General features: G+C 58.1%; 18 protein-coding genes and 1 pseudogene. 10 read left to right on the plus strand and 9 right to left on the minus strand.

Translation table 11 applies throughout. The features are described from left to right. Positions 1-90 precede the first annotated feature (90 nt). The 3 genes from AB1J88_RS06620 to AB1J88_RS06630 form a co-directional block, all read right to left on the minus strand. Positions 91-1,029: a toll/interleukin-1 receptor domain-containing protein gene (locus tag AB1J88_RS06620; protein WP_430290564.1), complete on the minus strand. Its 939-nt coding sequence runs from the start codon at positions 1,027-1,029 to the stop codon at positions 91-93. 295 nt (positions 1,030-1,324) lie between these two features. After that, the gene (locus AB1J88_RS06625; RefSeq protein ID WP_430290565.1) at positions 1,325-1,756 is read right to left on the minus strand and encodes a bleomycin resistance protein; all 432 of its coding nucleotides are present in this window, start codon (positions 1,754-1,756) and stop codon (positions 1,325-1,327) included. 194 nt (positions 1,757-1,950) lie between these two features. Beyond that, positions 1,951-2,868: a LysR family transcriptional regulator gene (locus AB1J88_RS06630; protein ID WP_430290566.1), complete on the minus strand. Its 918-nt coding sequence runs from the start codon at positions 2,866-2,868 to the stop codon at positions 1,951-1,953. Between the two features lie 179 nt (positions 2,869-3,047). Here AB1J88_RS06630 and AB1J88_RS06635 point away from each other — a divergent pair, with 179 nt between their 5' ends. Further along, positions 3,048-3,695 carry a hydrolase gene (locus AB1J88_RS06635; protein WP_239776868.1) on the plus strand — a complete coding sequence of 216 codons (648 nt, stop codon included), beginning with the start codon at positions 3,048-3,050 and terminating at the stop codon, positions 3,693-3,695. Between the two features lie 189 nt (positions 3,696-3,884). On the opposite strand, the gene AB1J88_RS06640 is transcribed toward AB1J88_RS06635, so the two are convergent. From AB1J88_RS06640 to AB1J88_RS06655, 4 genes and pseudogenes are all read right to left on the minus strand, one after another. Further along, complete coding sequence (locus tag AB1J88_RS06640) at positions 3,885-5,195, minus strand: ArnT family glycosyltransferase (RefSeq protein WP_430292669.1); 1,311 nt, start codon at positions 5,193-5,195, stop codon at positions 3,885-3,887. Between the two features lie 346 nt (positions 5,196-5,541). Continuing rightward, positions 5,542-8,162: pseudogene (locus AB1J88_RS06645) on the minus strand (bifunctional diguanylate cyclase/phosphodiesterase). A 138-nt stretch (positions 8,163-8,300) separates the two neighbouring features. After that, entirely contained in the window at positions 8,301-9,041 is a 741-nt protein-coding gene (locus AB1J88_RS06650; RefSeq protein WP_430290567.1) for an anti-sigma factor family protein, read from the minus strand. Further along, positions 9,034-9,546 (minus strand): sigma-70 family RNA polymerase sigma factor, encoded by a 513-nt coding sequence (locus AB1J88_RS06655; protein ID WP_041064046.1) that lies wholly within the window; start codon positions 9,544-9,546, stop codon positions 9,034-9,036. Before AB1J88_RS06655 ends, AB1J88_RS06650 begins: the two co-directional genes overlap by 8 nt. 153 nt (positions 9,547-9,699) lie before the next feature. Between AB1J88_RS06655 and AB1J88_RS06660 the strand changes: the two genes are divergently transcribed. Together AB1J88_RS06660 and AB1J88_RS06665 are read left to right on the plus strand one after the other, a co-directional pair. Continuing rightward, positions 9,700-10,668 carry a metallophosphoesterase family protein gene (locus AB1J88_RS06660; RefSeq protein WP_086791274.1) on the plus strand — a complete coding sequence of 323 codons (969 nt, stop codon included), beginning with the start codon at positions 9,700-9,702 and terminating at the stop codon, positions 10,666-10,668. 14 nt (positions 10,669-10,682) lie between these two features. After that, the gene (locus AB1J88_RS06665; protein WP_041064040.1) at positions 10,683-10,991 is read left to right on the plus strand and encodes a plastocyanin/azurin family copper-binding protein; all 309 of its coding nucleotides are present in this window, start codon (positions 10,683-10,685) and stop codon (positions 10,989-10,991) included. 289 nt (positions 10,992-11,280) lie between these two features. Here the strand turns inward: AB1J88_RS06665 and AB1J88_RS06670 are convergent, their stop codons facing one another. Then, a complete protein-coding gene (locus AB1J88_RS06670; RefSeq protein WP_430290568.1) occupies positions 11,281-12,462 on the minus strand; it encodes an Ig-like domain-containing protein in 1,182 nt (393 codons plus the stop codon). 474 nt (positions 12,463-12,936) lie between these two features. Here AB1J88_RS06670 and AB1J88_RS06675 point away from each other — a divergent pair, with 474 nt between their 5' ends. The 7 genes from AB1J88_RS06675 to AB1J88_RS06705 all read left to right on the plus strand — a co-directional run bounded on the left by AB1J88_RS06675 (position 12,937) and on the right by AB1J88_RS06705 (position 20,774). Then, entirely contained in the window at positions 12,937-13,605 is a 669-nt protein-coding gene (locus AB1J88_RS06675) for a GntR family transcriptional regulator (protein WP_041064037.1), read from the plus strand. A gap of 78 nt (positions 13,606-13,683) precedes the next feature. Further along, positions 13,684-14,490: an ABC transporter substrate-binding protein gene (locus AB1J88_RS06680; RefSeq protein WP_430290569.1), complete on the plus strand. Its 807-nt coding sequence runs from the start codon at positions 13,684-13,686 to the stop codon at positions 14,488-14,490. A gap of 11 nt (positions 14,491-14,501) precedes the next feature. Further along, positions 14,502-15,278, plus strand: coding sequence for an amino acid ABC transporter permease (locus tag AB1J88_RS06685; protein WP_007967116.1), 777 nt, complete (start codon positions 14,502-14,504; stop codon positions 15,276-15,278). Between the two features lie 2 nt (positions 15,279-15,280). Then, positions 15,281-16,060 (plus strand): amino acid ABC transporter ATP-binding protein, encoded by a 780-nt coding sequence (locus AB1J88_RS06690; RefSeq protein ID WP_041064030.1) that lies wholly within the window; start codon positions 15,281-15,283, stop codon positions 16,058-16,060. A 20-nt stretch (positions 16,061-16,080) separates the two neighbouring features. Beyond that, positions 16,081-17,172, plus strand: a complete 1,092-nt coding sequence (locus tag AB1J88_RS06695; protein ID WP_430290570.1) for a polyamine ABC transporter substrate-binding protein — start codon at positions 16,081-16,083, stop codon at positions 17,170-17,172. A gap of 25 nt (positions 17,173-17,197) precedes the next feature. After that, positions 17,198-18,808 carry a gamma-glutamyltransferase family protein gene (locus AB1J88_RS06700; RefSeq protein ID WP_430290571.1) on the plus strand — a complete coding sequence of 537 codons (1,611 nt, stop codon included), beginning with the start codon at positions 17,198-17,200 and terminating at the stop codon, positions 18,806-18,808. Positions 18,809-18,914: 106 nt separating this feature from the next. Next, positions 18,915-20,774, plus strand: a complete 1,860-nt coding sequence (locus tag AB1J88_RS06705; RefSeq protein WP_430290573.1) for an ABC transporter ATP-binding protein — start codon at positions 18,915-18,917, stop codon at positions 20,772-20,774. Here AB1J88_RS06705 and gabP read toward each other — a convergent pair. Then, positions 20,765-22,171: a GABA permease gene (gene gabP / locus AB1J88_RS06710; RefSeq protein WP_430290574.1), complete on the minus strand. Its 1,407-nt coding sequence runs from the start codon at positions 22,169-22,171 to the stop codon at positions 20,765-20,767. The two genes, AB1J88_RS06705 and gabP, sit on opposite strands and share 10 nt — an antisense overlap. Positions 22,172-22,188: the final 17 nt, after the last annotated feature.

Below are 22,188 nucleotides of genomic sequence, written 5' to 3' on the forward strand. Positions count from 1 at the left end.
TATTTTCAGAAGTGAACCAAAAAAACCTCCCCCTTTTTTGGAATATTAGTATTTGCTGGATTTAAAACAAAAAAGCCCAAATATAGATGATCATGATAGTGAACGACGCAAAGATGGGGATACGTTGCTGATTAAACAGTCTCCTCCGAGAAACCAAGTAACAGAGATCTTTTGTCGGCGCGCAAGAATTCTTAGAACATGCTCAATCAAGAATGACTTGAAATTAAGCTCATTGTTTATTTGTGAAAGACTCGTGCAGCTATTATTTACAATGGCGGAAACGACTGAGCGAAACACGACGCCGTAGTTTTCCACATGTTCACTAGCATACAATTCAAAACCAGAGTCCGTTATTGAGACTGATGGAAATTCCCCTCCCAAAAAATGCTGAATATCGAATGTCCCGTGTTCACCTAGCGCCTCAACTGATTCTCTTAATTGATGCTCTGGGATGGTCAAATTACCATTTTTGCAAAAGGCCGAAATACTTACGTGTCTCGAACCTGTTTCCAGGGCGAACTCGCATGCCAGCTTGTATACTAGGCTGTCTATATTATTGTGGCCGGCGACACTGGGGCCAAAGTTATTGACATAAATCGGCGGTTTGCCAAGAGCCGGCTTGTCCGAAGCACCAAAAATCGAAGCAACGATGCGTTCTAGGCTGGGCTGATACGAATCCGTATCATAGATTTTCTCCCAAAGAGTGGCTTTCAAAACTTCAGGAACTTCGCAATCGTCGATAACAACGGGAATTAACTTACTCCCATTATTGATTCGCTTCACACATGCTGCATCAAGCTCATGTTTGACCCAAGGCTTTTCAACGCTATTTTTCGACAGCACAACTATCACTGCTTGGGCGCCCTTAATCCCCTCTTCAAAAATTTTGGTTATGAGGCTGTCACCAGGCAGCATTTCCCACTTATCAAGCCATGCATCAACTCCATTGGCCCGCAGCTGTTTTGCAAAATTCAAAACAAAGCGATCTTTGTCTTCACTCGCATGACTTACAAATACTTTGGGAGACATGTCCATTCTCGCGTAATTGTGGTGTCAGATTATGAGCAGCACTGCAAAAAAAAAGCTACCCGCATCGAAAGCTTCGAAGCGATTTCTAGCTGCATACGTCAGCAGGTTCTTAAGAACTGTCCAGAGCTTGGGATTTAGTCCGTCTAGGATTGGCGCGAGGGATGGAGTTGACAGCTAGAAAAAATCTGAATCGTTCACGCCTCAATAGCTTTTTTTGAACGACCGCACTTGGCCGATTGCTGCCTGTCGTGAAGGGCTGCACCGGCACAAAGCTGACGATAGGCTTGGCTCAGTTTCAGATTGAGCATGCCGGTCTCTCCCCCAACCGCTCTACCAACCTTACGAGATAACCGTCGGGATCCTGGACGATGAATTCGCGCTGGCCTATTTCTACATTGTCAGCCCGATACCAGGTGTCTTTGCATTCTCGATAGAGTGGACATCCAGACTCATCAAGTTTCTGGATGATGGGTGCGACAGCCTCAACGTCAATCTGTAAGTTGATGCCTCTTCCAAACGGCTTGGCCAACGGCGCAGTCAGCCATTGACCCGCGTCCGAATCAATCTGCTCAAGCATTACTTGAGCACCATTCAAATCAAGATATGCAAATCCATCTTCCGGGCGTTGATAAGCGACTTTGAACCCCAGACGAGAAACCCAAAAAGCCAGGCTGCTATCCAGGTTGGTGACCATTAACTCCGGAACGAGTTTGTTACGTTCGAACATGAGATGACTTCCGTTTCAAAAGGCTCGTTTTGCGGATGGGCAGGTTCTGCACTGTTGGCTTCGATACCACGACGGGATCGTGGCGAGCGCGATGATGCACGCTCGGGTGGGAATTATCGAGTCGCGTTGACCGGAAGCTGCCCTACGCGAACGGCGGATAAAGAGGAAGTCTGTCGCTCTCGCTTAGCCCAACCTCACACCAGCGCATCATCCTGATGTGACAGCGACTGCACCGCCAGGTGTGGCGTTTCGCCGAAGAACTCGATCAGTAGTTCAGTGAGCACACGAATTTTGCGCGCAGGATGCGGACCCGGCGGGCGGAGGATGTAGGCTCCGGCCGGAGGGGGAGGATGGTTTGTCATGATCGGCACGAGTGCGCCGGATGCCACGTGTTCATGGGTGAGGCAGTCGGGCAGGTAGGCGACACCCAGGCCTGCGATCGCGGCGGCGACCAGGGCGATGCCGTTGTCGGCCTTGAAGCGGCCTTGCGGACGAACCGTGATGACTTTGTCGCCATCCATGAATTGCCAGGCTTCGGTGCCCTGCATGAGCGCCTGATGGGCAATCAGTTCATCCGGCGTCTGGGGTTCTCCATGCGTGTTGATATAGGCGGGGCTCGCGACGAGCTTGGCGTAGACCGGGCCAATCCGTCTGGCGATCAGATTGGAGTCCTGCATATAGCCCACCCGGATGGCGCAATCGTACCCCTCGGCAATGAGGTCAACGAAGCGATCGCTGTAACACGTCTGGATGTGCAGCTGCGGATGCCGACGCGCCATTTCTGCCAGCATCGGGGCGAAGTGACTCTGGCCGAACGACAGCGGCACGGCTACGCGCAAGCGGCCGCGGAGGGCGCCGGCGGGCAGGATCGTTTCCTTGGCGATGTCGATCTCGGTGCAAACCCTGGCGGCGTAGTCCCGGAACGTAGCACCGGCCTCGGTAAGCGCCGCCCCGCGAGTGGAGCGTGCCAGCAGTTGCACACCCAATTCGGTTTCAAGCCGAGCCAGGCGGCGGCTGACGATCGATTTCGACACGCCAAGACGCAGGGCAGCCTGCGAAATGCCCCCGGCATCAGCCACTTCCACGAAGGTCTGCAGTTCTTCGATGTCCACTCTTGCGTTCCTCTTTTCGCGACACAGCACGTCGCGCAATGCTACTACTGCGTCGAACATGGGAACAGCACAATGGATTTTCCGGGCATGGCGTCATTCGCACGTGTCTCGGAATCCATCACCCGCACAGGCTCCGGCCTGATTCACAAACGTGCGTCACCCATGAAAAGGATTTGCCGATGGCAAGCGAGACTCTCCGCAACCCCCATACCGATCAGCTACTGACCCCGGAAAACTCGGCGTTGATCATCATCGATTATCAGCCTGTTCAGGTTTCTTCGATCCGCTCGATGCCGCGTGATGAACTCGTCTTCAACATAACCAGCGTCGCGAAGGCGGCGGTCAACTACAACCTTCCGATCATTCACTCGACAGTCAATGTCGCGACCGGCCGCAACAAGCCGCCGATTCAGGAGTTGCAAAAGGTGCTCGGCCATCTGCCGACCTATGACCGCACATCGATCAACAGTTGGGAGGACACGCAATTCAAGCAGGCAGTCAAGGCGCTCGGGCGCAAGAAGCTGATCATGACTGCACTCTGGACCGAAGCGTGCCTGACCTTCCCGGTGCTCGACGCGATTCAGGAAGGTTATGACGTTTATGTGCCGGTCGATGCGGTCGGCGGCACATCGCTCGCCGCGCACGAGGCGGCGTTGCGCAGAATGGAACAGGCGGGCGCGAAGCTCATCAGTCGGGTGCAAATGTACTGCGAACTACAGCGCGACTGGGCGCGAGAAGTAACCGTACCGGGCTTTCTGGGCGTATTCGAGAACTTCGACGGGTTCAACGCTGAAAAAGCGCTGGAAGAGGCGAACAAGAAGGCTTGATTAGGGGGCTGTGGATGAAGGTGTCGCTCGCGATAGCGGGCGACATCTCTATTTTTTCCCGCTCCAAACGACCGCTTTTGTGCAGGCCCTGCCGCCGATTCAGTACCTTGGATGCGTCATGACCCTGTCAGATATCAACATGTGGATACTGAATAGTCGTGTTGCTTACTCATGAATCAGGAAGAGGCTTCACCAAAACCAATACGGCAAAAACTTCGGTGTGGGTTCGATCATGAGTTCCAGGTGATAGGTGATCGGGTTGAAGAAAAACATATCCAGAATCAGAAAAGCCGCTACGCCAAACGACAGCGTCATGAACTCGCGATAGAGATGCTCGGCGAAATACTGGTGTTTGCCATGGTAGAAGCTCAGTAGCGCAGACAATCCCAAGACTACGCCCAGGTAGTTGGGCTGTAACGAAACATCGGCGAAGTTGTTGTAGACCAGCACCGCCACCAGCATCCCCAACCCAAGCAGGGGCAACTTCAGGCAGACGTTGAGCAGGCCGTTTTTGGCGCGGACGAAGGCGGCTTCCTTGCTGACGAAGAGGTAAGCGGCCAGCAGTGAAATTGCCGGGGTGATTGCCAGGATATAGCGTGCTTTCTTGGAACTCGGAAGGGTGAACAGCACCAGCAGCACTAGCAGCCAGCCGGTTAGATAGCGCAGCAGGTCGATGTTTCTATCGCGGTTCGAACGGAAGAACAGTTTGTACTTCTTGAGAATGACGTTGATGGCGTAAAACACCGTGATGCCGTAGGTCAGCAGACCTGCCGAGAAGTAGAAGTAATAGCGTGGCGCGTGGTCGGAACCGAAGCGTGCGATGCCCTGCATGTTCAGCACTTCGTCGAGGAACGCTGGCCCTCCTTGCACGTAGGCCGCCCAGGCCAGTAACACCACCCCAACAGTCAGAATCACCCCCGAGAGCAGTGAAAACAACAGCAGCATGCGCCACTGCCGGCTCAGTAAGTAATAAGCGCCAATGACACTCGCAGGTCCGATCAAGCCGATAGGCCCACGAAAAGCGAAACCCAGTGCCAGCCCGACGTACAGAAACACCAGGCGGCGCGGGTCTTTTTTGATCTCGGCCGTATAGGCAAAGTAGAAGCACATCACCGTTAACAGTGCCGGATAGATATCCAGTGCCAGCGAGTTGACGCCGTCGAGAAAAGCCCAGGTCAGCAGACTGAAAAGAACGCCGTACGCCCCCCACTTCTTGCTGTGCAGCGCGCCCAGTCGATAAATGAATACCAGCATCAGCGACGCGGCCACACAGGACGGAAAACCCATGGAAAGAACGGATACCCGGCCGAATGGCAAGGACACCAGGTAGACCAACAAGGTATTGAGGACCGTGTAGTCGGGATAGGGTTTGAGGTCGTCGGCAATCGGGAACAGTGTGATGCCGTGCAGCAACATGTAATCGGCAAAGTCGACAAAGCGTGTTGTGTAGTTGAGGACCGCGGGTTTGTACTGCAATGCCATGAACACGGCCAGTGTCATGAAAAAAATGCTCAGGCATGGATTTCTCGTAATCAGTCCCGTCAACATTCCAACCCGCGAAGTGCGCTCTACAACAAGCGGGGCATCATATCGATCCATCGTTAACCCTTTAGTGAAGTTGTTCTTTTGACCGCAATCCTGACAGTCCGGTGACGCCTGCATTGAACTTCTGTGTGGCGCGAGATTGATGTTGAGCCTGGCCCGCGGCGAGGACTATTCAAGCATGACGGCCCTAAACACACCCTGAACAAAACCAATTGAAGTCAACAGGAAAACCGTATTAACAACGCGTGTCGAAACGGGCTTTGTGCATTTCAATGATTGAATGGCAGTGATACAAGGCCGGCTAGATGACGCGACCTTTCTTCGACGGCGCATGATCGGCCGGCCCGGTTCTGGCGGTTTGCAGCAACCGGGCAAATGCCGCTTTGTCGATGGGCCGACTCATGAAATAGCCCTGAACCTCGTTGCACTGATCCTTGCCCAGAATCGCCAGTTGCTCCTCGGTTTCCACGCCTTCGGCGGTCACGGTCAGGCCCATGGCTTTACCCAGGCCGATGATCGCCTGGACCACGGCGCGATCGTTGGCGCCGTTGCTGATCGAGGCGATGAAGCGCTTGTCGATCTTGATCCCGTCGAACGGGTAGGCGCGCAGGTAGCCGAGAGACGAATAGCCGGTGCCAAAGTCGTCCATGTTCAGGCGCACGCCGAGTTGCTTGAGCGCATTCATCGTGGCCAGCGCGCCGTCGGTGTCGACGAGCATCACGTTTTCGGTGATTTCCAGTTCCAGGCGACTGGCCGGGAAACGGGTCTGGATCAGCGCTTCGCGTACGTCTTCGACGACATCGCTGAGGGCGAACTGTGCCGGTGACAGGTTGACGACAGGAGGATGTCTGACGGCCATTCGAGTGCGGTTTCACAGGCTTCGCGCAACACCCAGCGTCCCAGCGCCACGATCAGATCGGTCTGTTCCGCCAGGCCGATGAACACGTCCGGGCCCAGCAGACCCTTGGTCGGGTGCTGCCAGCGCACCAGCGCCTCGACCGAGACGATGTGCTTGCCGTCGACGGTGTAGCGCGGCTGGTAATGCAGAATGAATTCGTCGTTTTTCAGCGCGCCGCGCAGGTCGCTTTCCATTTGCCGGCGGGTCTGGATCTGGTCGTTCATGTGCGCTTCGAAATAGCACCAGGTGTTTTTGCCCTCGGACTTGGCCTGATAGAGCGCGATGTCGGCGCAACGGATCAACTCGCTGGGCACGAAGCCCTGGCGGCGGCTCAGGGCGATACCGATGCTGGCCCCGACGTGCAACGGATGGTGCTCGAAGAGCATCGGTTGATGCAGGCTCTCGACCAGCCGGGTACAAAAGCGGTCGACCTCTTGCCGAGTGTCCATGCCATTGAGCACCACAACGAATTCGTCGCCACCCAGGCGTGCGACGATGTCGTGCTCGCGGGTGCATTCGCGCAGACGACTGGCGACTTCCTGCAACACCGCGTCGCCTGCCGGATGGCCGAGGGAGTCGTTGATCGGCTTGAAGTTGTCCAGGTCGATCACCAGCAGCGACAGCGGCGGCGCGTGCTCCTTGAGCAGCAGCGCTTCATCCAGATAACGCGCCAACTGGTTGCGATTGGGCAGGCCGGTGAGGGCGTCGTGCATCGACAGGTGCTGGATCTGCGCATGGGCGGCGACTTCGTCGGTGATGTCGCTGGCGGTGCCGCGATAGCCGACCACGGTTTGCTTCTCGATAATTGGCCGCGCCGACAGTCGACAGTGGCGTTGCTGTCCGGCGTGATCGCGGTAGGTGCAACGCAAGTCGCTGGCATTGCTGTCCTCGGTGAGTTTCTTCAGCCACAGCTCCAGCGGCGTGGTATCGCACGACACCAATTGCCCAATGCCCTGGCCCAGCCACTCGCTTTGCGGGTAGCCGGTCACTTCGCTGAAGCGCGCCGAGAGATAGGTCAGGCGCAAGTGTCTGTCGACTTCCCAGATCCAGTCCGACGCCGCTTCGGCGACCGCGCGAAACCGTTCTTCACTGGCTTCCAGCGCATGGTTGGCCGCCTCCAGTGCCTGATTCGAAGCCTGCAGCGTGCTGAAACTGTGGTCGACGTAGGTTGAAGATCGCACGGCGTGACGCAAGAAATAGGCGGTCAACAGCATCAGCACGGCCAGCACGGCGCCGAGGGTTGGCAGCAGTGACCACAGCAGTTGCCGGCCGGGACGTTCAAGGTCTGCGCTGAGGCTGTAACCGGTGTTGTTCAGCGACACCCGAGGCTGTTCGTCGGCAAGCGTGTCATCCGCCGTAAGTTTCAGGTTTTGCAGGCCATAGGCAGTGCCGATCGCCTGCAGTTTGGCAGGCGTCAGCTTGTCGACGAACACCAGCACCGAGGTCTGTGTCGGATCGCCCACCGGACGTTCGTCGTTGGGCAGAATTGCCGCTGCCGTAACCAGTGCCGGCCATCCGTCGAACAGCGAATAGGTATTGATAGGTACAGTCAGATCAGCCTGGTTTTGCACCTGATCAATCAATGACGCGGCAGAAGCCTTGAGCAGACTGCCGACGTCCACGTCGGCGAGTTGTCCTTGCACGACGGCGTACTTCGTGCGGCTGCGATCCAGCACAAACACGCCGTCGTAACCGTCGCTGGTGAACAGGGTCTTGCCGATGTTCTGCTGGGTGTAGGCCCAGTCGGTATCGACGCGGGTGTGCAAGTGTTCGTAAGCCGTGGTCCAGTCGGCATAGCTGGTGATGTAGCTTTTGGAGGTCGCAATGCGATTTTCCAGGGCGCGGGCCGTATAGAAGCGGGTTTGCTCGACATCCTCGCGATCCAGGCGAGCGGCAATGCTGAGCAGGGTGCCAATCGCAGCAATCACCCCGACGATGAACAGCGTGGCGACCGCAAATGCCAGGCGGCGGGTAATGGCGCTTTGCTGAGGCGGAACCGGCGTGGCAGGAGCGAAACTGTCCATATGCTCGTCCTTGGTAGCTAGGGTTTGCTCATCTGGAACAGCGGCCCGAGCGCATTGTTCAATCTGTTGTTGGCAATGGCGCTGCGGCGGATTTCTCAAGCGTAGTGAATACGCGGGGATTTTGCCTTTGGCGCAACGTCATTGCGCTCTGAGCAACTGCCCCAAGACCTCCAATTCTCCTTTCTCCACATCCGACACCAGCACGAAACGCATATGAGCGGCCTGCCACGAGACCACGTTGAATCCGCGCACGCTGTGACTCTGCACGGCTTGGTCTGCCTCGCTCGTCGGCAGGATGAACAGGTTGATGATGTGCTTGGCATGCCCGTAGCTCAGGGCGGCGGTGGTCTGGTGTTGCAGGTAATCCAGACGCCCGCCAAGCAAGGGGAAGCCTTGCGCCGTGTAGTCGAATACCGGCGGCGAGAAATCGAGTTTGCCGGTGAACCACGGTTTGACGGTGTGGCGATCGGACGACACCACGTCGTTGAGGTGTTCGCCCATCAACGAGCGTACGTGGCTGGACACGGCCTCGTCGATCAAGGGTTGCTCGCTGCCGGGAGTGGCGACATACAGCACCAGCGCCAGAGCCAGCGCGGCGGCGGAAAAGGCCGGGGCCAGCCATTTTAGCCAGCGCTGGATGAACGTCGGCTCAGGTTTGTCTGCGGCGAACACGCTCGCCGCCAATGCAGCGGGCGCGGGGTAGTAGGGTACATGGCGCTTCACGCTGACCTTGAGCAATTTCGCTTGCTCGTGCAGCTGCGCGCATTCGGCACAGGTGCTCAAGTGCGCGGTCACCTGCGCCGCCGTCGCCGGATCCAGTTCCTGATCCAGATAGCCGTGCAACTGTGTCTGGCAAACCGCGCAGTCGAGTTCATTCATGATCGTGCAACTTCAGTAGTTCGAGCTTGAGCAGGGCACGTGCCCGAGCCAGTCTGGACATGACGGTGCCAATCGGAATATCGACCACCAGGGCGATGTCCTTGTAAGGCATGTCTTCGAGTTCCTTGAGCACAATCACCTCGCGAAACACCGGCGGCAGGGCACTCAGCGCCTGCTGGAGCAAGGCGGCATTTTCCATGTGAATGGCCAGCAGTTCCGGGGTCTGGCTGTGGCTCAGCGGGCCTTCGTCAGCGACCCGGTCGTCATCGATGGCGACCCAATGGCGCCCGGCCGAAGCCTTGAGCCAGGTGTAGCTTTCGTTGCGCACGATGGTCAGAAACCACGCCTTGGCGTTGCCATCGGCGAAACGTTGCAAAAACCGGAAGGCGCGCAGGGCGCTTTCCTGCACGACGTCGCGCGCAGCGCTGTCGTTGCCAGTAAGCCAGCGCGCAAGGTTGTAGGCCGCGTCCAGATGGGGCGCAATCAATTCCTCAAATCGCTTCATGGTCGGTTCCGCACCGTCACCCCCCTGTAACCGCGCTGCGGCAGGTTTTATTCGCGCAAAAAGATTTATTTTTTGCCGTGGAATAAAGCCTCACGCCGCAAGGTTTACCTCGTGTCAGCTACCTCACTGTAGTTCGCCCGCGAGGACACATCGATGGACATTCAAGCAAAACACCCGCTGCGCACCGACGGCCCGCTCAACCCGGACCGGCGAACCCTGCTCAAATGCTCGGCGTGGGCCGGGGCCGGGGTTCTCTGGGCCCTGAGCGGTGGCATCCCCAAAGCCTTTGCGCTGGATGACGCAGGCAACGTCAGCGATCCCAAGGCGCTGGACAGCACCTTTCACTTCGTGCAGATCAGCGATTCGCACATCGGCTTCAACAAGGAAGCTAATCCCGAACCGGTCAAGACCTTGCAGGTGGCCATCGACAAGGTCATCGCGCTGCCCAGACGGCCATCGCTGATCTTGCACACTGGTGACATCACCCACCTGTCCAAGCCCGAAGAATTCGACACCGCCGCACAGTTGCTCAAGGGCCTGCCATCCACCGTGCATTACGTCCCCGGCGAACACGACACCCTCGACGAGGGCGGCGGCAAGCTGTACCTGGAGCGTTACGGCAAGGGCACCAAAGGTAACGGCTGGTATAGCTTTGATGATCATGGCGTGCATTTCATCGGGCTGATCAATGTCTTCAATTTCCAGGCCGGTCATGAAGCCACCCTCGGCGCCGAGCAACTCGCCTGGCTGGCCGATGACTTGCGCGCAGTCAGCAGCAGCACGCCCATCGTCGTGTTCACCCACATCCCGTTGTGGACGGTTTATCAGCCGTGGGGCTGGGGCACCGAGGACGGCGATCAGGCGATCGCGATGCTGCGCAAGTACGGCTCGGTGACGGTGCTCAACGGGCACATCCATCAGGTGATCCAGAAAGTCGAGGGCAACATGACCTTCCACACCGCCCGTGGCACCGCCTATCCGCAGCCAGCACCGGGCGCAGCACCGTCACCGGGACCGATGACGGTGGCGGCGGATCAATTGCGCAATTACCTGGGGATCACCGATGTGCGCGCGACCCAGGGCGATCACCCGCTGGCCCTGATTGATTCGACACTGGTGTAACCGAGGGCAAACCGATGAAAACGCGACTATTGGCACTGGTGGGCCTGTTGCTGGCGATGCCGGTGTGGGCAGCGGAAGTGAAGATCGACATCAAGGAATTCATGTTCGCCCCCAAGGACCTGACCGTGGCCGTCGGCACCAAGGTGACGTGGGTCAATGATGATCAGATCCCGCACACGGTGGCGGAAACCCACAAGGTGTTTCGCTCGGGTGCGCTGGACACCAATGACAGCTTTTCCTGGGTATTCGATACGCCGGGGGAGTTTGAATATTTTTGCGTGTTGCATCCGCAGATGATCGGCAAGGTGGTGGTGACGCAGTGAAACGGACCGCAGGGGACGGTGCGGTCTGCAGCAATACGCACCTGCACAAGTTTAAAATCGATGCTGAACGTTTTTGAGCGTCGGACCTGCAATGAGCCCGTCAGTAATTTCTTGAATCCGACGGTGGTTGACAGCGTGTGGCCAAACAAGGGAACAGAGAAAAAACCTGCAGTTGAACTGCAGGGTGTGGAGAGGTTTCGACATTGAGTGCCACTAACTCGCGATCGCTTTAAGCAGGCATGGCACGTTTCTACTTCATAATTTATTGGTCGAGAGGGTAAGCTCAGAACTATTTAGGCACTGGAAAAGTCCACTCATTCGAGCGACTGCTCTGCACTCCATCTGTTCCTGCTTGCGTGGCATACACTCTATATTGACCCTGATCAGACTCTATGTTTTTCATATAAAGATACATATTCCAACTCCCGTCCTGGTTGGCTGTGGTCGTCTCCAGTACCTTGGAGGCTTTTATGTCGAAAAGAGTCACTTTGGCAACGGGTATAGCGGTACCTGTGTAATGAATAATAGTTTCTCCAGGTGGGCCAAATTCAAGTTTTGCTTGGCGAATTTCAGGAGGAGTTGTGACGTTGCCTGGAGCTGACCTATTCACCGTGAAAGACACATTTTCCGCCCATCCGCTCTGCCCATTTGTCCCAGATTGGGTGGCAGTCACCTCATATTGCTGGCCCCGGACACTGGCCTCGTTACAGCGAATGGACCAATTCCCGTTCTGATCGGCATAAGTCGTTCCCAACAAGGTCCCGACATAGCTTTTGTATAGCTCTACTTTTGCATAGGGCTTAGCCTTGCCACTGACTTCAGGATTAGGATCGACAAATGACCCGCGGCCCGGGCGTTGAATTACAGGAGGGCCTTGAACGATGAGTTCTACGGTGAAATACACATTATCTGCCCAATCGCTCTCTGACCCATTCTTCCCCCTCTGTTTCGCAGTCACGCCATATTGCTGCCAAGGAATAATGGCTGCTTCGTAGACGGCAGACCAGCGCCCGTCTTCACCTGCATAAACAGGCCCTCCTACAGGGTTACCGCTACCAGCTTCATATAGCTGTATCGCAGCGCGCGACGTAGCGGTGCCTTCAACTAAAGGTCTAAGCGGGGTGATTTCTCCTGATTGCGGGCGCTGAATTGCAATAGAGCCACTGAGATTAACCCCAAAGTCGCCATCGACGACCTTAAAACTGACATTATTTGCCCAGCCCGACGGGGTACCATCGCTGTCAAACTGTCGAGCAGTTATCCAGTAGGTCTCATTAGGGTCTGCGGCGAGAATAAGTTGGATCTCCCAGATTCCACGCGAGTCAACCCAGCCTACCCCCCATTCATATCCTGTACCTGATTGATTGATGGTCACTTTGCAATTGGGTTTGCCGCGACCGCGAACAACCGAAGTCGTCTGCATACTTGCGCCATTTTCGGGTGTGTCGATGATAGGGGCACTTATGGACATAATGTTTCTCCTGTTATTAAGGAACCACTCCAAATAAACAAAGGCCAAAAGTGTTCAATTGAAAAGCGTGGTGTTGGCGTGAGAGTAAGGCGTGCTCAAAACCAGCACTACTGTCAGTTCTGACAGGGTATAAGAGTCATTGGTAATAATTTTAGTAGTTGTTATCGCGGTTTTAATGGAAGTTAAGTGAGCCTGCAGAAAGATGATGGTGACGAAGTGAAACGGACCGCAAGCGTGCCGTGCCCTGCCGGGGCTTGTCGTGGCGTGTTACCCGGCTACCGAATTGCACCTTTGTGGAGCTCGTCATGGGCGATCGGGTAGCACCTCTCGAGTCTTGCACGGCAGGGGCTTATGGCAGATTTGCGACTTAAACCATACAAATCAAAAGCATGGAACGCTCATGCGAAATCTGGCATGCATCGTGCTTTTTTGTATCCGTGGATAATTGGATACAAAAAGACAAAAGGTGCTGCCATGCAATTCGCTCCTGCCTTCGATCAACGTCAACCGATGACCGCCGAAGAAGAGGCCTACAACTTTCTGTTGGAGGGCATCTGCGGTGGTCGGTACCGCAAGGGCGACCGGTTGATAGCCGAGGACATCGCCAGTGAAATCGGCATGAGCCGCATGCCGGTGCGCGAAGCGTTTCGCCGTCTCGATGCGCAGGGTCTGGTGACGCTGAGGCCCAATCGCGGCGCGGTGGTCAGTGGTCTGGATGTCGAGCAGATGCACGAAGTGTTCGAGATGCGCAGTGCGCTAGAGGGCCTGGCGATTCGCATCGCGGTGCCCAAGATCAGCGAGCGTCAGTTGACGGCGCTGGAACGGCTTCTCGATGAAATGGATGACTACCGCGACGAGAGTGCGGCGTGGGTCAGCCGCCATCGCAAGTTCCATGAATACCTGTGCAGCCTCAGCGAGCGCCCTCGGTTGCTCAAGCAGATCAGCGCCCTCTACGCGCTGATCGAAGCGCCCATGCGCCTGTGGCTGCAGCACATCGAAAAGCCCCTGAGCGCCCGCCAGGAGCACCAGATCATCCTTGATGCGATTCGTGCCGGCGACGCCAGCAAGGCCGAAGCCGTGGTGCGCGAGCACATCGAAGGCACGGTGCCCGAGCTGATCAAATTTTTGCAATCGGAAAAATAACCACAGAGCGGAACACGAGTCCGCCGATGTTTTGACGTTGAGTACTGCCCGTTACTAACCGAACTGGAGTGTCTGGTCATGCATACGTCTCGCCTGTTATTGGCTGCAATTTCCCTCGGACTCTGTTCGCAATGGGCGCTCGCTGCACCCACGGTGCCGGAGCGTCTGGTCAAGGTCGACAAACTGACCTATTGCTCGGGCATGGATTCGCCGCCGCTGGTGTCTTTCGATGAAGCGCAAAAGCCCAAAGGACTGACCGTCGACCTGGGCCTGGAAATCGCCAAGCGCCTGGGCGACAAGAAGGTCGATTGGCGGGTGATTCCGTTTTCCGGACTGCTCCCGGCCTTGCTCGCCAAACAGTGCGACATGATCGTCGACCAGCTGTTCGACAAGCCCGAGCGCCGCGAGGTGATCGACATCGTCAACTACATGTATTCCAGCCAGGCAGTCGTCGTGCCTAAAGGCAATCCGAAGGCGCTGAAAACCCTGGCGGATCTGAGCGGGCACAAGATCGCAGTGCTTAACGGCTCGACCATCAAGACCTTGCTCGATGCGGAAAGTGAAAGCCTGACCAAGGCCGGCAAGCCACCGATGAAACTGGTGGTCTACAACACCGACACCGATGCCTTCCAGGCCTTGCGCATCAATCAGGTCGACGCTTACGGCACCACGGTGGAAACCGCCGGTTATTACGCCGCGATGGCTCCGGATCTGTTCGAAGAAGGCGTCCCGGCCTTCAGCCGGATCCTTACCGGCCTGGGCATCCGCAAGGACGATGCGCAACTGAGCGCTGCGGTGCAGCAGATCATCACCGACATGCGCAGCGACGGCAGCTACAACCAGCTTCTGAGCAAATGGCACGTTTCCAGCGACACACTCGATTGAGGTAAGCGTTGATGAACTTCAATTGGGATGTGTTCTGGCAATACCTGTTGCAGCCGAGCGGGGTTTATCTCACCGGGCTCTGGCTGACCTGCCTGATCAGTGTGCTGGCAATGCTGCTGGGCTGTGTGCTGGGGTTGGCCGCTGCATTGTTGCGTTTGTCGAAGAACCCGTTGCTGCATCTGCCCGTGCGTTTTTATGTGTGGCTGATGCGCGGCACGCCGTTGCTGGTGCAGATCGTCTTCCTCTACACCGCGCTGGCGGCGGGCGGGATTTTTCGCTTCGAAGACATTGAGCTGTTCGGGCTGGTGGTGCCCGGCAACATTCAGGCGGCGATCATTGCTCTGGGGCTCAACGAAGGCGCGTACATGGCCGAGATCATCCGCGCCGGTATCGGCGCCGTGGACAAGGGCCAGTACGAGGCCGGGCGTTCGCTGGGCATGACCTTCGCCAAACTGATGCGCCGAATCGTCCTGCCACAAGCGTTCCGGGTGATCGTGCCGCCGCTGGGCAACGAGTTCAACGTGATGCTGAAAAACACCACGCTGGTCAGCGTGATCGGCGTGCAAGAGCTGTTGCTCAGCACGCAGATGGTCACCTCGGCGACTTTTCGGGTGTTCGAGTTGTACCTGGTGGTGGCGATTTATTTCCTGTTGCTCACCACGCTGTGGGGCTTCTTTCAGCGCTGGCTGGAGAACCGCTTCGGCCAGTCCGACCGACCTTCTGCGCCACCGCCGGCGTCCAGTCGGATGTTCGGTCGCAGCACTCTGAAACTGCTGAGGGGACGCTAATCATGGCGCAGCCAAATGACGAACTGATCATCGAAGCGCTGAACATTCACAAGGCCTTCGGCGATCTACAGATTCTCAAGGGCATCTCGCTGCAAGTACGCCGTGGCGAAGTGGTGGTGCTGATCGGCGCTTCGGGCTCGGGCAAAACCACGTTTATCCGCTGCATCAACCTGCTCGAAGACATTCAGGGCGGGGAGATCCGGGTCAGCGGTCGGCCCATGGGTTATCGCACCCGGGCGGACGGCAGTCTGGTGCGTGATTCGGAGCGCAACATCGCTCGCCAGCGTCGCGACATCGGCATGGTGTTCCAGCGCTTCAACCTGTTCCCGCACATGACCGCTCTGGAAAACATCATCGAAGCACCGATTCAGGTGTTGGGTGTGCCACGCCAGGCTGCGCTGGAACAGGCGCGAGCCTTGCTCAAGCGAGTCGGGCTGGCAGACAAGGCCGGGCATTACCCGTCGATGCTTTCCGGCGGCCAGCAGCAACGAGTGGCGATCGCCCGAGCGTTGGCGATGAAACCGCAGGCGATGCTGTTCGACGAACCCACCAGCGCCCTCGACCCGGAAACCGTCGGCGAGGTTCTGCAAGTGATGAAAGAGCTGGCCGAGGAGGGCATGACCATGGTCGTGGTCACCCATGAAATGGGCTTTGCCCGCGAGGTCGCCGACCGGGTGGTGGTGCTCGATCAGGGCGAACTGATCGAACAAGGCCCGCCGGAACAGATCTTCAGCCGTCCGACTCATCCCCGAACCCAGGCCTTCCTCAGCCGCGTGCTGTGAATTTCACAAGGAAATCGACGATGCGTTTATCGAGTGTGTTCGCGGCGCTGTGCTGCGCCGCCGTGGTCCCCATGCTTCAGGCCGCCGACTCGGTGGTGAAGGTCTACAACTGGTCCGATTACATCGGCCCCGATACGCTGAAGAACTTTGAAAAGGCCAGCACGATCAAGGTTCAGTACGACATTTTCGACACCAATGAAATGCTCGAAGCCAAGTTGCTCTCCGGGCATTCGGGCTATGACGTGGTGGTGCCGTCCAGCCAGTTTTTGTCCAAGCAGATTCGCGCCGGCGCCTATCAGCCGCTGCAACGCGGATTGCTCGATAACTGGAAGCACCTCGACCCGCGTTTGATGCAACGTCTGCAGGCTGCCGACCCCGGCAACCAATACGCCGTGCCGTACATGTGGGGCACGGTAGGCATCGGCTACAACGAGGAGAAAGTCCGCGCCGTGCTGGGCAAGGATGTGCCGCTCGATTCCTGGTCAATGGTGTTCGACCCGCAGAACCTCGCCAAACTGAAAAGCTGCGGCGTGGCTTTTCTCGATGCACCGGTGAAGATCATTCCTCAGGCCCTGCTTTACCTCGGGCTGGACCCTAACAGCGTCAAGCCTGACGATTACAAGCAGGCGTCGAAACTGCTGATGACGTTGCGGCCTTCGGTGACCTATTTCAACTCGTCGAAGTACACCGCCGACCTGGCCAACGGCGACATTTGCGTGGCGATCGGCTACTCCGGTGACGTGATGCAGGCCCAGACCCGGGCGCGCGAGGCGGGCAAAAACATCGACATCCGCTACCTGATTCCCAAGGAAGGCGTGAACCTCTGGTTCGACATGCTGGCGATCCCCAAAGACGCCGCTAACGTCGCCAACGCCCATGCGTTTATCAATTACCTGCTGCGCCCAGAGGTGATTGCACCGGTCAGCGATTACGTCGGATACGCCAACCCGAACAAGGATGCCACGGCGCTGATGGACCCCAAGGTCAGCGGCAATCCGGGGATCTACCCGACTGACGACCTGATCAACCACGCCTTCGTCTCCGCCGATCTGCCGGAAAACATCCAGCGTCTGATCACCCGCGAATGGAACCGGATCAAGTCCGGCCAATGAATTGCTGATTTGAAGAGCCTTTGCCATGTTGAAATTTTCTGCTCACGAATACCCTTATCCGTCGCAACGCCAAAGCGTCTTCGCCCGTCGTGGCATGGTTGCGGCGTCCCAACCTTTGGCCGCGCAGGCCGGTATCGAGATGCTGCAAAAGGGCGGTAACGCGATTGACGCGGCCATCGCCACGGCGGCGGCGCTGACCGTGGTCGAGCCTACGGGGTGTGGCCTGGGCGGCGATGCGTTTGCGCTGGTCTGGTTCAAGGATCAGTTGCATGGCCTCAATGCCAACGGCCATGCCCCGGCCGGTCTGAGCATCGAAGCGGTGAAGGCGGCCGGCCATGAGCAAATGCCGTTGTATGGCTGGACGCCCGTGACGGTGCCCGGTTGCCCATCGGCCTGGGCCGAGCTGTCGCAACGTTTTGGTGTGTTGCCGTTCGCCGATCTGCTGCAACCGGCGATCAGTCTGGCCAGAGACGGTTTTCCGCTGTCGCCGGTGGTTGCCCATCAATGGCAGGTCGCGCTGGATGAGTTCAGTCCCCATCGCAATGAAGGGCTGCAGGCCTGGTTCGACACGTTCCTGATTGACGGTCGTGCGCCCAGGGCCGGAGAGATTTTCCGTAACCCGGCGCAGGCGCGAACCCTCGAAGAACTGGCCCTCACGCGTTGCGAGAGTTTGTATCGCGGCGATTTGGCGCAACGCCTGGATGCGCATTCGCGGGCAACGGGCGGCTATCTGCGCGCCACGGATCTTGAGCATTACCGCGCGCAGTGGGTCGAGCCCATCCACGTCAATTATCGCGGCGTGGATGTCTGGGAAATCCCGCCGAGCGGGCAAGGGCTGGTGGCGCTGATGGCGCTGAAAATTCTTCAAGGCTTCGACTTCGACCACCGTGACAGCCAACAGACCTGGCACCGCCAGCTGGAAGCGATGAAACTGGCCTACAGCGATGGCCTGCACTACATCACTGATCCTTTGCACATGCGCGTGGCCGTCGCCGATCTACTGAGCGACGAGTACAGCGCCCGCCGCCGCGCTCAGATCGGTGAACAGGCGCAGCCGCCGAAGCCGGGTGATCCTCATGCCAGCGGGACGGTGTATCTGGCTACGGCGGATGGGCAGGGCAATATGGTTTCGTTCATCCAGAGCAATTACCACGGTTTCGGCTCAGGCGTGGTGCTGCCCGACAGCGGCATCGCCCTGCAGAATCGCGGCCAGGAATTCAGCCTTGATCCCGAGCACGCCAACGCGTTGGCGCCGGGGAAAAAGACCTTTCACACGATCATTCCCGGCTTCCTCACCAAGGACGGCCAGGCGCTGGGACCGTTCGGCGTAATGGGCGGCTACATGCAGCCGCAAGGCCATGTGCAGATGGTCATGAATCTGGTGGATTTCGGCCTGAACCCGCAGTCGGCACTGGACGCGCCGCGCTGGCAGTGGCTCGGCGGCATGAAGGTCGGCATCGAGCAGGGCGCTTCAAGGGATCTGGCCAATGCGTTGGCCCGTCGTGGACATGAGGTGCAGATCGCCAGTGACCTGACGGATTACGGACGCGGGCAGATCATTTTGCGTGATCCGGTGACGGGTGTGCTGTGTGGCGGGACCGAGCCGAGGGCGGATTCGCATATCGCGGTTTGGTAGCGATGTCAGGCACTCGTCAGGTCAGGAGCACACACTTTTTCACAAACACCTCCCGGGATCCAATCGATGGCAGAATCTCCCTGACTTGACTGTTTTGGAGAACACCATGCTTCGTGTGTTTGAACGAAGACTCGATCCATTCCCGCCTGACGAGTTGCCACCGCCGCCCAGCGGTCTGGCCAGGTTTCTCTGGGCCTGCACTCGGGGGGCGCGCGGCTACGTCCTCGCGCTGGCGTTGCTCAGCGCCGCCGTGTCGGTTTATGAAGCGTGGCTGTTTTCCTTCCTCGGCCAGGTCGTCGATCTGCTCTCGACCTGGCAGGCGGGCGGGGAAGCGGCTGCACAGGAGCGTCGCGTGTTGTGGGGCATGGGCATCGTCATGGTGCTCAGTGTCGGGCTGGTGGCGTTGCGTACCATGGTTCAGCACCAGATTCTGGCAATTAACCTGCCGCTGCGCCTGCGCTGGGATTTCCATCGGCTGATGCTGCGGCAAAGCCTTTCGTTTTTCTCCGATGAGTTTTCCGGACGGGTCACGACCAAGGTGATGCAGACAGCGCTTGCCGTGCGCGACGTGCTGTTCACCATGATCGAGATCCTGCCCGGGATCGGCGTGTACTTCATCGCGATCATCGCCTTGGCCGGCGGTTTTGCGCTGAAGCTGATGCTGCCGTTTCTCGCGTGGGTCGTGTTGTTCGGTCTGGCCATGGGGTACTTCGTGCCGCGCCTGGGCAAGGTCGGCCAGGAGCAGGCCAATGCGCGCTCGATGATGACCGGGCGTATTGCCGACGCGTACACCAACATCACCACGGTGAAACTGTTCTCCCACTCCAACCGCGAAGCGCACTTTGCACGGGCGGCGATGGAGGATTTCAAACAGACCGGCTTTCGCCAGATGCGTCTGGTCAGCCTGTTCGAGATCGTCAATCAGGCCCTGGTGGTGGCATTGATCATGTCAGCGGGCGGCTATGCCCTGTGGCTGTGGCACCAGGGCGATGTCGGCGCCGGCGCGGTGGCGGCGATCACCGCCATGGCGTTGCGGATCAATGGCATGTCGAACTGGATCATGTGGCAGATGACCTCGCTGTTCGAAAGCATCGGCACCGTTCAGGACGGCATGGCGACCCTGACCCAGGGCACTAAGGTGCAGGACGCGCCGGATGCCGGCGTGCTGGTGACCTCGGGCGGCGCAGTGACGTTCGACAAGGTGAAATTCAATTACGGTGGCGAGCGTCAGGTGCTCGATGGCCTGAGTCTGAGCATCCGTCCCGGGGAGAAGATCGGTCTGGTGGGCCGCTCCGGTGCCGGCAAATCGACGCTGATCAACTTGCTGCTGCGTTTCTACGATGTCGACAGTGGCGAGATTCGGATCGATGGCCAGAACATTGCGCACGTGACTCAAGACAGCCTGCGCAGTGCCATTGGCATGGTTACGCAGGACACTTCGCTGCTGCACCGCTCGATTCGCGACAACATTGCCTACGGCCGGCCCGATGCCACCGACGCGCAGATCCGCCGCGCGGCGGCCAACGCCCAGGCTGACGAATTCATCAGCCAGTTGAGCGATCGCCAAGGTCATACCGGTTACGACACTCTGGTGGGCGAGCGCGGGATCAAGCTGTCCGGTGGCCAGCGCCAACGGGTGGCGATTGCCCGGGTGATGCTGAAGAACGCGCCGATTCTGCTATTGGACGAAGCCACCAGTGCGCTGGACTCGGAGGTTGAAGTGGCGATTCAGGAAAGCCTCGACGACATGATGCAGGGCAAGACCGTGATCGCGATCGCCCATCGACTGTCGACGATTGCGGCGATGGACCGGCTGATTGTCATGGATGACGGACGCATCATCGAGCAGGGCACCCACGCCGAATTGCTGGAGAAAAACGGCGTGTATGCACGGCTGTGGGCACATCAGAGCGGCGGCTTCCTGGGTGAGGACAAAGGCGTGATCGAGGCGGTGGATCAGGCCTGACCCACCGACGTTGCTCGCGTTGCCGGGGCAGGGTGACGCGACGTCATCAAGCCGATAAACGAAATCGCCAGCGCCAGGCCAATGGTGGTGGTGACTTCGGTGCGGTGCTGCGGAGTAATCATCATGACCGCCAGCGCCGCACAGATGAAGCCGATCACCAGCCACGTCAGCCAGGGAAACAGCCACATGCGGAAGGTCAGCTCGACCTTGCGCTGTTGCAATATCCGCCGCATGCGCAGCTGCGACACCGCAATCGCCAGGTACACCAGCAAGGCAATCGCCCCGGAGCTGGCCAATAGAAACTCGAACAGTCCGGCGGGCATGAAGTAGCTCCATACGGTGATCGATGCGCCCAGCACGGTGCTGGCGATCACGGCGGCCCGCGGCACGCCTGCCGCGGAAGTCTCCTTCAGCGCTTTTGGTGCATCGCCTCTACGACCCAGCGAGTACAACATGCGCGAGGCAATGTAGATCGAGGAGTTCATGCAACTGGCCACGGCGATCAGGACGACGACGTCGACCATGAACTTGGCATTTGGAATGTTCATGATTTCCAGGGCGCGCTGATACGAGCCCACCGAGGCCAGCAACGGATCATTCCAGGGCACCACGGAGATGACCACGAAGATCGACAGCAGGTAGAACACGCCGATGCGCCAGATCACCGAGCGGGTGGCCTTGGCAATGTTCTGCGCCGGGTTATTCGATTCGGCGGCGGCAATGGTCACCGCTTCAGTGCCGATGAAGCTGAACATGATCGTGATGAAAGCGCCGACCACCGCCGACAAACCGTTGGGCGCAAAACCGCCGTGCGTGGCCATCAGACTGCTCAGCCCGCTGACTTCACGGTCGGGAACCCAGCCCATCAACACGGCAAAACCGACACCGATGAAGCCGATGATCGCCACCACTTTGGCCATGGCGAACCAGAACTCGAACTCACCGTATTTGGACACGCTGAACAGGTTGGTCACCACCAGCGCAATGATCGATCCCAACGCGAACAGCCACGCATCGACCTGCGGAAACCATTGGTTCAACACATGCCCGGCTGCCAGCGCTTCGATAGGAATGACCAGCACCCAGAACCACCAGTACAACCAGCCGATGGTAAAACCGGCCCAGCGGCCGATGGCCTGGTCGGCATAGGTGGAGAACGAGCCGGTGTCCGGATTGGCCACCGCCATCTCGCCGAGCATGCGCATGACCAGCACGACGAGCAAACCGGAAAACAGATAGGCGAGCAGCACCGCCGGCCCCGCTGCGGCAATGGCGTGTCCTGAACCGACAAACAAACCGGCGCCGATAATCCCGGCGATGGACAGCATTGTGACGTGACGAGGCTTGAAGCCCTGCGCCAATTGGCTACTCGAATCCATGGAGTTCGGGCTGATCATCGGTATTTTTATTCTCT

The organism is Pseudomonas sp. S8, from assembly GCF_050473925.1.
GTDB lineage: Bacteria > Pseudomonadota > Gammaproteobacteria > Pseudomonadales > Pseudomonadaceae > Aquipseudomonas > Aquipseudomonas parakoreensis.